The following is a 10,065-nucleotide window of genomic DNA, read 5'->3' as shown; positions in this document are numbered from 1 at the left end:
AGGCTTTCTTATATTCCCGGAATTGTCAAACTCTGGGAGTCCTCCGGCATAGCCGGAGGTTTACCTAAGGGAAATTATTTGACGGAAGCGCAGGCAAACCTCACTTTACGGGCTGCTGACAGATCGAAAAAATGACTTTTTCCAAAATCAATCGGGGATTCTTCGGGGTGGACTTCATCTGCAGGTCTGCGTCGGAAAGTGTTTCCATGGCAGCCTGAAGTTCGCGCAGACTAAACCCGTGGGCCCTCTGGGCCATTTGAAAAACAGGATAGGGATTCTGCGGATTTTTAACGATGCCGAGATCGGTTTTGGTCTTATCTTTCTTTTTAGACGGTTTAGCGGCTTCATCCGGTTCGGCAGCCGCCGTCATTCTGTCCCACTCGTCCAGCCGGTCTAAGTTATCTTTGTCGTAAAGCTGCATGGCGGGCATGACCGCGTCCCGGAAACGCTGATAGTTCGTTTTCGGCCCTTGCCAGCTTTTGCCGTGGGGGCTTTCCATGAAGTCCCGGATTACCAGGAGTTTTCGGACTTGATTGGATATGGCGGCCAGTATCTGCAGCGGATGAAAATTATCCGACAGCAGCGAGTCGAGAAAAAAAATCGCATCCAATATGTTTCGTTCAGCCACGGAATTCGTCAATTCATAAAGGGGATCTTTCTTGGTGCGATCAAGAATTTGTTTAACATCGTCGCTGCTGATTTCAGTCCGGTCGCCCACGAAGCTGATGAGTTTTTCAAGATTGCTGGTAAACGTCCGCAGATCAAAACCGGTCATTTCAACCAGACAATCGAAGGCTTCTTTTTGGATGGTTTTGCCGGCGCGGGTCAAAAATACCCGCAGCTGATCGTTGAGGACCTCTCTCTGGGCTGTTTTATCAGCGCGGCGGTCTCCCTTGGGGACGGAACAATTGACCACGGTCCCGACTTTAAGAATAGACTTATAGAGGGTGCGCCGCTTGTCAACCATATCGGTGGTAACAACCAGATGGTTTCCCCGGGGAAGCCCTTTTTCAATGGCGCGCTGCAATAAATCGGCATTATCCAGTGCCGGGGGAATCATCAACCGGGTCTCCATACAATTATCTATTATTTTTTCCAGCCAGGCATCGTCTCCGAAAATGCCGGCATCATATTTCAATCGCACTTTACGATTCGCCTTGTCGGCCAAATCCTCATACGTCAAGTTCAATTTACCCATCAGGCTGAGGATATACTTTGAAGCCTTCTTGATATCGTTGCTGTCATAAGCGGTTCTGGCTTTTTCGAAAAAGGCGGCAATGTCAAGACTGGAATAGAATATTTTAGCGTCTTTGAGGGCGACAACCCTGGGGCCTGACAAAAGCGAATATGTGTTTATGCGTTCAATAATGTCGTGGATATTCTCATTGTTGTCGTCCATCGCCTCGTAGTTCAGTCGCTTTTCAGATGAGGTAAAAATCCTATCTAAAAATTCTTCCAAGGCGGTTTTATAGAGAAACTCCTCACCCCAAAAAAGATACACGGGCGCCGGTTCTTTTTTTTCAAGCGTGTTCAGATGCTGCGTTAAATTTTTATAATCAATCTCGGGCATGATACTGAAAGCTGTCGGCAGGATGGGTTAATCCGGTATTTTATTAAAAATAAGATGGTAAACAAAAATGGCCATGCCCACTGAAATCGCGCTGTCGGCCACATTAAAGGCGGGCCAGTGATGTTTTCCCAGATAAAAATCTAAAAAATCAACGACCTTTTCAAAGCGGATCCGGTCAATCAGGTTGCCGACCGCCCCGCCGATGATAAGTGCAAAAGCGCTGGCCAGCAGTGAATGCGTATGGGGGATTTTCCGGTACAGGATAAAAATAAAGCAAATGGCCATGGAGGAAGCGCCCAGAAAAAAAACATGGCGCAGGATTGAAGGCTGGCCTGCCAGGAATCCGAATGCGCCACCCGGATTAAAAATAAACGTGATATCAAAAAAACCGGGAATGACGGGAATTGAATGGTGAAGCGACATACTGTTTAATATGACCGCTTTGCTGAGCTGATCGACTAGGACGACCAGACCGGCAATCGTCACCAGCCTGTTATATTTTCTGCTCCTAAAGGGAATTTTCCAATCCATGGAATCTTAAGTTTATCTGTTGCGCTGTTAAGCTGATGACGATTAAAAGTTACAATTGGGCAATCACGGACTGGCACCTATCGCAAATGGCAGGGCTCTCGGCATTGCCCCCGACCGTTGTGTCATGGACCCAGCAGCGCTCACATTTTTTACCCGTTGCCGGTGCAACCAGCACGGTCAACCCCGCCAGGTTGCTGCTGCGGAAGGTGCCGCCGAAATCCTTTTGTTTTTCCAGGCCGGCCTCGGAAACAATAAAAATGGATCGCAAATCATCCCTGTAGGGTTGCAGCAGACGCAACAACTTATCATCGACATAGAGGGTTACGGATGCATCCAGCGAATGACCGATCCGTTTGGCGGCTCTGGCTTCCTCAAGGGATTTGGTGACTTCCGCGCGGATTTCAAGGATCATCTCCCACTTTTCAGCCAGTTCCTTATGGGTAAATTCCGCATTGACACTGGGAAGTCCGGCCAGATGAACGCTTTCCTCTTTTAGTTTTACGGCCGGCATGTATTGCCAGACTTCCTCGGCGGTAAAGGGCAGCACCGGCGCCATCAACCGGACCATTGCATCCAGAATCAGATGGATTACTGTTTGGGCGCTTTTCCTGGCTGTTGAGTTCGGCACCGACGTATAAAGCCGATCCTTGAGGACATCCAGATAAAAAGCGGAGAGGTCAACACTGCAGTAATTGTGGAGGGCATGGTAAATAACATGAAAATCGAATGTTTCATATGCTTTCAGGTTTTTTGCAACTAATTCCTGCAGTTTATGAAGTACGAATCTGTCGATGTCGGGCATCAGGTCATATTTTACCGGATCCGAGTCCGGGTTGAAATCTTCAAGGTTGCCCAGCAGGAAACGGCAGGTATTTCTGATCCTGCGATAAGCGTCGCTGAGTTGGCTTAAAATTTTATCTGAAATACGGATATCGTCACGGTAATCCGATGCAGACACCCACAGCCGGAGAATTTCAGCGCCATATTTATCAATAACCGCTTTGGGCGCCACCACGTTTCCCAGGGATTTGGACATTTTTTTCCCGTCTGCATCCACCACAAACCCATGGGTCAACACCGACCGGTAAGGCGCCTTGTCCCGGGTGCCCACAGCGGTTAACAGCGAGCTGTGAAACCATCCCCGGTGCTGGTCGCTTCCTTCCAGATAGAGATCGGCCGGCCAGTTTAAATACGGTCGCTGCTCAAGAACGGCGGCGTGGCTGACACCGGAGTCAAACCAGACATCCAGGATATCGTTTTCTTTTATAAAAACGCAGCCGCCGCAGTCCTTGCAGACTGCATCCTTTGGCAAAAATGCGTCCGCATCTTTTTCGAACCAGATATCGGCGCCGTGGGCTTTAAACAGGTCGTAGATGCTGTCGGCGATCTCCGGTGTCATATAGAGCGATTCACACGCTTTACAATAAAACACCGTAATGGGAACGCCCCAGGCCCGCTGGCGGGAAACACACCAGTCCGGCCGGTTTTCGATCATCCCGTAAATCCGCTCGCGGCCCCATTGGGGGATCCAGCGGACCGTGTCGATGGCTTCCAGCGATTTCTGACGCAGCCCCGTCTTGTCCATGGATATGAACCATTGGGGCGTCGCACGAAAAATCACCGGTTCCTTGCAGCGCCAGCAATGCGGATAGGAGTGGGAAATGGTCGTTTCGGCAATCAGCACGTCCCGTTCTTTTAACTTCGCGTTAATGGGTTTGTTGGCATCAAAGACAAATTGACCCGTAAAAAACTCAACTGCGTCGGTAAAGCAGCCCTTATTATCAACCGGTGAATACACATCCAAGCCGTACTGCATGCCGACCTCGTAATCCTCGCGTCCGTGCCCGGGAGCCGTATGGACGCAGCCGGTGCCGGCTTCCAGGGTGACATGCGTTCCCAGGACGATCAATGAATCCCGGTCATAGAGCGGATGGCGGCATTTTTTACGTTCAAGATCCGCTGCCGGTATGGTTCCCAAAACGCTGTATTTCTGGATCCCGAATGACTGCATACAGCTTTCCACCAGATCCCGGGCCAGTATCAACACATCGCCGCTGTCAATGGCGACGGCCGCATATTCCAAGTCCGGGTGCAGGGCAACCCCCATATTGGCCGGGAGCGTCCAGGGCGTAGTCGTCCATATCACCAGGGATACCTTTTTGCCGGCTAAAAATGGATGTTGATCACCCATATCATCCAGCAGGGGAAATTTTACGAAAATAGAAAGAGAAGACTCATCCTGATATTCGATTTCAGCCTCCGCCAGTGCTGTCTGGCAGCTGCAGCACCAGTGGATCGGCTTTTTGCTTCGGAAAAGACTCCCATACAAGGCAAAATTGCAGCATTCCCGCGCGATGGTGGCCTCATATTCATAACTCATTGTTAAATAGGGATTTTCCCATTCCCCCATGACACCGAGTCGTTTAAATTCACTGCGTTGAATATCGATAAATTTCTCGGCATACGTGCGGCAGAGACCGCGAATCTGTGCCAATGAAAGGTCTTTTTTGCGTTCACCGATCTCCTTGTCGACATTATGCTCGATGGGCAGCCCATGGCAGTCCCATCCGGGCACATATACCGCATCATAACCGGACATCTGGCGGGTCCGGACAACAAAATCTTTTAGTATCTTGTTCAAGGCCGTTCCGATATGGATATTGCCGTTGGCATAGGGAGGGCCGTCATGCAGAATATATTTTTTGCGTCCCCCGGAAGCGGCTCTGATTTTCTGATAGAGCTTGTCTTGTTCCCAAGTAAGGATTTGATCCGGTTCCCGCTTGGCCAGATTGGCCTTCATTGGAAACGCCGTTACCGGAAGGTTCAGCGTTTTCTTATAGTCCATTAAATCTCCTCCGACTTTCCTGAATATAATTAAAGTTTTATTTTTTAATATGTAAACACGGAAGTGTCAAGAGAATCATGTATTTCAGAATTTGGGGTTGATACACATGAAAAAATCCATTATGTAACAAAAAGAGTCATCATCGTCCGATCACTCCTTGCCTGAGCGCGGATCTGCAAAACCGAAAAAAGATTGGGGTTCCTAATGATAGATAAGATAGTTGAATTAATCATCGAACAGTCCAAACATACGGATGGCCAGAATGTTGCCGCACGGATACACACGGTTTTAATGGAAGTTCGCCAGGCGGTCGCCAAGGTGATTGCCGAAGAGCAAAAAAAAGAAAGAGAACAAAACAAGCCTGTTCCAAATACATGCGATTAAACCGACGCCCTGTTCCCAAAAATCGACAGATCGTTGTGAAACTTTACGTTAAGCCCTCCAATATGAAAGGAGAAAGGTGATAAAATGAAAAACATCCTGTTGGTAGGGGTATTATTTATCACTCTGACTATTTTCTGTCCGGGCTCAGCTTTTTCGGCAGAAACCAATTCCGAAACATCACCGCAATCGGCTCCCAAAGCGTTCCAATTGTCCCTATGGCATCCTACCCAAATATTCAAATCAGAGACTTCCATAAAGGGGTTTCGTTTTAACTTGCTGTACGGTATGAACCGGAATGTTACCGGTCTGGACATCGGTTTGAGTAACAAGGTTACGGAAAACCTGAAGGGATTGCAGTTCGGTTTTCTCAATTCCGTGGACGGCAATCAGTCCGGATGGCAGGATGGAATCATCAACAATGTAAAAGGCCGGTCCGTCGGATTGCAGACCGGCGTGTACAATGCTGCAGACGAACTCAAGGGGGTGCAGATCGGTTTGCTGAATGCCGTTGATAAAAACGCCAAAGGGTTTCAATTCGGCCTTATCAACCACGCCGGTAGAATTTCCGGCGTTCAAATCGGCCTGCTGTATAATTCAGCCGACTCCTTATATGGCGCACAGATCGGGTTGCTGAATTTTATCTGGACCAGGGAACCCGTCCGATTTTTACCCATTATTAATTTGGGATTCTAATATTAATTGGGTTTTGGTCTTTGGGTTTTTAAATCTATGGCCGCAAAATCAGACCTATTTGTCGTCAACGGTCAAAAGTTTCCCGGCCGCATGAGGATTAAAACACCCGCACAGACACACTTTGCCGATTTCCCGGGAGGCTGTTTCCAGTTCCACTTTACACGCCTTAACTTTTTTACGCATCTCCTTGATCAGGTTTTCTGAAACCCGCATATGACCGCATAAGGACAGTATCCCCTCTGTGGCGTCATCTAAATGGGCATCACCGATCGTTCCCAGGTCAATTTGAAAGGAATCAATCCGGAGCCCCATTTCAGCAGCCATCCCCCGGATACGATCCAAAGGGCCTGTGAGGCTTACCGAAAGGCCCGTGTTCATATCCCAGGCGATTTCAACCGCCTTTTGTGCACTTTCCGAATCTTTGAAAACGATGTGCAGATTGGATCCGTCATTGATATTTTTTTTGATCATGCTTCGTTCGGTTCGAAGCAGCGTGCCGTCCGCCGGGTTTCCGAAATTAACAGGCCCCAGCGGTTCGATCCGTTCCAGGAATTTGAGCAGCTTCTCTCCTGCGCCGGCCTGGTTAATCCCTTTGCTGCTGCGCATCATCAATACATAATCGCTCTCCTTTTCAGGAACTCTCCGGTGGACAGCATGGGTCATGACAGCCTCCTTCCCAATCCAAGGTTCACTTTGGCAACAGGTTCCATTGTCACCCCTCCTGCTTTCAACACATCCTGGGTGCGATCGATGGTTTCAGCCAGTCCGGCGACATTGATGGATACCCAGAGATGTTGTTCCGTGACGACTCGGGTGGCATCCCTTACGATATCCGGCACTTGCTCCGGGTCGAGTTCCACCTCAAAATGACACGTCAGAATGCGTTGGTCTAATAGATGCCCCATGGAGCGATCTCCATCTATGTTCAGGGTCCGGCTGCTGATGTCGAGATTCCATCCCAGCCGTTGCATCTCCGCCCCCATTTGCTGAACAGCCCTGAAAGTAAGCCCGCCCCCGGGCCGGTTGAGTTCCAGGCGCATAACCACCTTGTTTTTCGGAATTTTAGCGGTCACGTCGTTGGTTTTGACATCATAGGGGCTGTCTTTAACCACATCCTTGCGATCCAGATGTTTTGACAGCAGCCTGCCGAAGGACCGTTTATATTTTGCCGTCTCATCCTGGTCCTCTCTAAACGCATCTACCGGGCAGATATCCGGATCGATACAGACGCCGCATTCCACGCACAACTCCCGATCAACGGCGGCCTGGGCTTCTTCCGTCATATGAATGGCGCCCTGGGGACAATACGGAAGACACGCTTCGCAACCCGTACAGGTGTCGTTAACTTTCACAGCAGATGTTCTCCATTCAGTTCTGATTTAGCGGTTGTCAAAAAAACGTTCCGTTATCCCAACGGTTTATTCTACAACCGCTTATACCACAATTCATTGTTTCGAAACTTTATTATGGAAGGCGGTATAAATTAATTCCCCGTTTATCATATTTTCCAATATTTTCAACTGAATAATGATTGCCCCAAGCATTTTAAATACGAATCCCAGGATGAAACTTCGAATTTTGTATCTCTATGAAAATATCCAACAAATGTCCGGGGATGAGATGGTGTATGAATCTTTGGGGGAATTTCAGCGGTGTAAACCCTGGCGATTTTAGCCTGCTGCGGCAACGGATCCGGGAAACTCAGAATGCAAATAATCTTTGTAAAACTTCAATAACATCTGATTGGGTATTCGGATCGATGGTACCCAGCCTTTTGATGAGTCGCGATTTATCTATTGTTCGTATCTGGTCCAGTACTATTTGGCCTTTTTTCCTTTTAAATGTGCATGGGATCCTGGTGGGATAATCATTTCCGGCGGTGTTCATCGGTGCGATGATTACTGTACGGATATGACGGTTCATTTCGTCAGGCGAAATAATTAAACAGGGTCTGATCTTTTTGATTTCGGAACCAATGGTAGGATCGAGATTTATCAGATAAACATCAAAGCGATTGACTACCACTGCCATTCTTCCTCATCCCAGGAATGCGATATATTTTCAACAGCGGCACAAAGTGCATCATCACCTTTATCAACCATGGTTTTGAATGCACGATCCCAATCCTCCCGGGGATTAGGGACAGAGCGAATAATGATCCTGTTTTTTTCCACTTCGAGCTCGACATCGTCCATAATTCCGGTCTGCTCTAGAAGTGGTTTCGGAATACGTATTCCCTGGGAATTTCCGATTTTAACAACACGTGCCCTCATTGGCTGTCTCCTTGTTGTAATTTGTGGGTACATTGTAATTACATCCATCTAAAAAGTCAAGGACACAGATCGTGATGCAACCCTATTACCGCACCAAACCCGCCAACCGCTTCTTTCCCCCATCAGTCAATCCCAGGCTGTCGATTTCCCTCGTCAACTGATCGCCGGAGCCATGCCTGCCCGCATAGCCGTTGAGGCGGGTAACGGCAGTGGAGTCCACAAAATCCCGGGGAAGCGGATATATGCGCGTCATCTCATTAAGCAGGTCCTGATGACGCTTCAGGGTGTACTTCTGGTGGTAATCTTCGGCCATGGTAAAGGAGCGAAGCGGTATAATTTCGGTTTTGACGGTTCGACCGGTTTTCTCTTCAAGGGCGGCCTTAGAAGCCAATGCCTGCACGTGCTGTTCTTTATTATGGTAAAAGACCGCATTCAGGTACTGCCGCGACCATGAACCTCGATTCGGCCTATGGCTTTCCCAGAAAATGTCCAGGAGCCGGGCATACGTAACGCGCCGGGGATCATAGTCAAGTTGTTTAATTTTTAAAGTCGTCCCACCTATCCACTCAAATGGATCTGGCATTTCATTGTCCATACCCTGTCGATAGCATATTAAAATCAGGAAAATAAGGATTGGTTCTTGGTGGAAAAAGTTGTTAAAATGGACCATGATTGATATATTGTTGATCGGCTTGGTAATTTGTTGATATACTGCGATGAATCGGTTGGTTTAAAGAATCACCCCGAAATGTGGCACAGGCAAAAAAGCGATTATCTATTAGACCCTAAAAGAGAATAATAACTTAATCTGAACTGACCTTTTATGGCGCTTTGATGATATGATTATGAACAACGACAGGCTTTATGATCTAACAGATACCAACTCTCCAGTTGAATCCATAGCTGAGATAAAAAATATCCTGCTCCTGATCGCCCCTCCCCCGGACCCGTTGCCAATCGAAAAGATATACGCGGATATTCTCCGTCTCTTCAACGGAAAACTTCCAGGATACCGGGCCAGCAATACAAAATATCATAACCTGGAGCATACCTGTTCAACCGCTCTTGCTACTGCAAGACTCATTCATGGTTTGCACGTCCAGGGACAGGTTTTTTCCCCAAGGATTGTTCAGCTTTGTCTGATCGGGGCGCTTTTTCATGATACGGGCCTGATCCAGACCGAGGAAGAAGTGAAGGGTACCGGGGCTCAGTTTACCATCGGACACGAGGATCGCTCAATTGCCGTCATGGAAAAATATCTCACCCAAAACGGCTATTCGCAGGTGGGCATCCGCGACTGCAGCCATATTATCAAAAGTACTGAACTCTTATTTCCCATAGAAGATATACCTTTCGAATCTGAAGAGGTCAGGACCATGGGCAAGGTTCTTGGAACCGCCGACTTGGTTGCCCAGATGGCAGACAAGAATTACCAGGAAAAATTGCCGCTGCTTTTCCTTGAGTTCCAGGAGGCCGGGACGGAAGGGTTTGAGTCCCCCCTGGAGCTTTTCAGGAAAACAGAGGAGTTCTATCGCTTGGTAGCACGTAAACGGATGGCCGGTGAACTGGGAGGGGTTTCTTCCGCAGCTCTCTATCATTTTAGGGAAAGATGGAAAATAGACAGCAATCTATATGAAGAATCAATCAAGTACAACATAAGACAGATGAAGGAAACAGTCATGGAGTCTCTTCTGCAGCTCCACATCATTTCAGGGGGAGATGGAAAATAGACAAGGATCTTTATGCGTAATAAAACGTGGGGGAGAGGA

General features: G+C 48.1%; 11 protein-coding genes. 3 read left to right on the top strand and 8 right to left on the bottom strand.

All coding sequences use genetic code 11. The annotated features are described in order from the left end of the window. Window positions 1-100: 100 nt before the first annotated feature. Genes P1P89_07735 through ileS form a run of 3 tightly spaced genes read right to left on the bottom strand, consistent with a single transcriptional unit; the run spans window position 101 to window position 4,946 of the window. The gene (locus P1P89_07735; protein ID MDF1591386.1) at window positions 101-1,570 is read right to left on the bottom strand and encodes a hypothetical protein; all 1,470 of its coding nucleotides are present in this window, start codon (window positions 1,568-1,570) and stop codon (window positions 101-103) included. Between the two features lie 27 nt (window positions 1,571-1,597). Continuing rightward, window positions 1,598-2,101, bottom strand: coding sequence for a signal peptidase II (lspA, locus tag P1P89_07730; protein ID MDF1591385.1), 504 nt, complete (start codon window positions 2,099-2,101; stop codon window positions 1,598-1,600). A gap of 49 nt (window positions 2,102-2,150) precedes the next feature. Then, window positions 2,151-4,946, bottom strand: coding sequence for an isoleucine--tRNA ligase (gene ileS, locus P1P89_07725; GenBank protein ID MDF1591384.1), 2,796 nt, complete (start codon window positions 4,944-4,946; stop codon window positions 2,151-2,153). A gap of 204 nt (window positions 4,947-5,150) precedes the next feature. Between ileS and P1P89_07720 the strand changes: the two genes are divergently transcribed. Both P1P89_07720 and P1P89_07715 read left to right on the top strand, forming a co-directional pair. Next, window positions 5,151-5,330: a hypothetical protein gene (locus P1P89_07720; GenBank protein ID MDF1591383.1), complete on the top strand. Its 180-nt coding sequence runs from the start codon at window positions 5,151-5,153 to the stop codon at window positions 5,328-5,330. Window positions 5,331-5,615: 285 nt separating this feature from the next. Further along, complete coding sequence (locus P1P89_07715) at window positions 5,616-6,023, top strand: hypothetical protein (protein ID MDF1591382.1); 408 nt, start codon at window positions 5,616-5,618, stop codon at window positions 6,021-6,023. Window positions 6,024-6,077: 54 nt separating this feature from the next. Here P1P89_07715 and P1P89_07710 read toward each other — a convergent pair whose 3' ends face one another. The 5 genes from P1P89_07710 to P1P89_07690 all read right to left on the bottom strand — a co-directional run bounded on the left by P1P89_07710 (window position 6,078) and on the right by P1P89_07690 (window position 8,879). After that, window positions 6,078-6,686 (bottom strand): hypothetical protein, encoded by a 609-nt coding sequence (locus tag P1P89_07710; protein MDF1591381.1) that lies wholly within the window; start codon window positions 6,684-6,686, stop codon window positions 6,078-6,080. Next, on the bottom strand, window positions 6,683-7,375 hold the full coding sequence (locus tag P1P89_07705) for a 4Fe-4S binding protein (GenBank protein ID MDF1591380.1): 693 nt from the start codon (window positions 7,373-7,375) through the stop codon (window positions 6,683-6,685). The genes P1P89_07710 and P1P89_07705 overlap by 4 nt, the downstream gene beginning before the upstream one ends. Before the next feature lie 349 nt (window positions 7,376-7,724). Next, a complete protein-coding gene (locus P1P89_07700) occupies window positions 7,725-8,054 on the bottom strand; it encodes a type II toxin-antitoxin system PemK/MazF family toxin (protein ID MDF1591379.1) in 330 nt (109 codons plus the stop codon). Then, complete coding sequence (locus tag P1P89_07695) at window positions 8,042-8,296, bottom strand: AbrB/MazE/SpoVT family DNA-binding domain-containing protein (GenBank protein ID MDF1591378.1); 255 nt, start codon at window positions 8,294-8,296, stop codon at window positions 8,042-8,044. Before P1P89_07695 ends, P1P89_07700 begins: the two co-directional genes overlap by 13 nt. An 85-nt stretch (window positions 8,297-8,381) precedes the next feature. Continuing rightward, complete coding sequence (locus tag P1P89_07690; GenBank protein MDF1591377.1) at window positions 8,382-8,879, bottom strand: peptide-methionine (S)-S-oxide reductase; 498 nt, start codon at window positions 8,877-8,879, stop codon at window positions 8,382-8,384. 262 nt (window positions 8,880-9,141) lie between these two features. Here P1P89_07690 and P1P89_07685 point away from each other — a divergent pair, with 262 nt between their 5' ends. Further along, a complete protein-coding gene (locus tag P1P89_07685) occupies window positions 9,142-10,026 on the top strand; it encodes an HD domain-containing protein (GenBank protein MDF1591376.1) in 885 nt (294 codons plus the stop codon). The last annotated feature ends 39 nt before the right edge of the window (window positions 10,027-10,065 follow it).

Source organism: Desulfobacterales bacterium (genome assembly GCA_029211065.1).
Classification (GTDB): domain Bacteria; phylum Desulfobacterota; class Desulfobacteria; order Desulfobacterales; family JARGFK01; genus JARGFK01.
The sequence above is the reverse complement of the archived record's forward strand: the minus strand, read 5'-3'. Positions and strand labels throughout refer to the sequence as shown.

Coding starts and splice junctions, on each gene's coding strand:
- P1P89_07735 (MDF1591386.1), bottom strand. CDS start 1,570: ATGCCCGAGATTGATTATAAAAATTTAACGCAGCATCTGAACACGCTT.
- lspA (MDF1591385.1), bottom strand. CDS start 2,101: ATGGATTGGAAAATTCCCTTTAGGAGCAGAAAATATAACAGGCTGGTG.
- ileS (MDF1591384.1), bottom strand. CDS start 4,946: ATGGACTATAAGAAAACGCTGAACCTTCCGGTAACGGCGTTTCCAATG.
- P1P89_07720 (MDF1591383.1), top strand. CDS start 5,151: ATGATAGATAAGATAGTTGAATTAATCATCGAACAGTCCAAACATACG.
- P1P89_07715 (MDF1591382.1), top strand. CDS start 5,616: ATGAACCGGAATGTTACCGGTCTGGACATCGGTTTGAGTAACAAGGTT.
- P1P89_07710 (MDF1591381.1), bottom strand. CDS start 6,686: ATGACCCATGCTGTCCACCGGAGAGTTCCTGAAAAGGAGAGCGATTAT.
- P1P89_07700 (MDF1591379.1), bottom strand. CDS start 8,054: ATGGCAGTGGTAGTCAATCGCTTTGATGTTTATCTGATAAATCTCGAT.
- P1P89_07695 (MDF1591378.1), bottom strand. CDS start 8,296: ATGAGGGCACGTGTTGTTAAAATCGGAAATTCCCAGGGAATACGTATT.
- P1P89_07690 (MDF1591377.1), bottom strand. CDS start 8,879: ATGCCAGATCCATTTGAGTGGATAGGTGGGACGACTTTAAAAATTAAA.
- P1P89_07685 (MDF1591376.1), top strand. CDS start 9,142: ATGAACAACGACAGGCTTTATGATCTAACAGATACCAACTCTCCAGTT.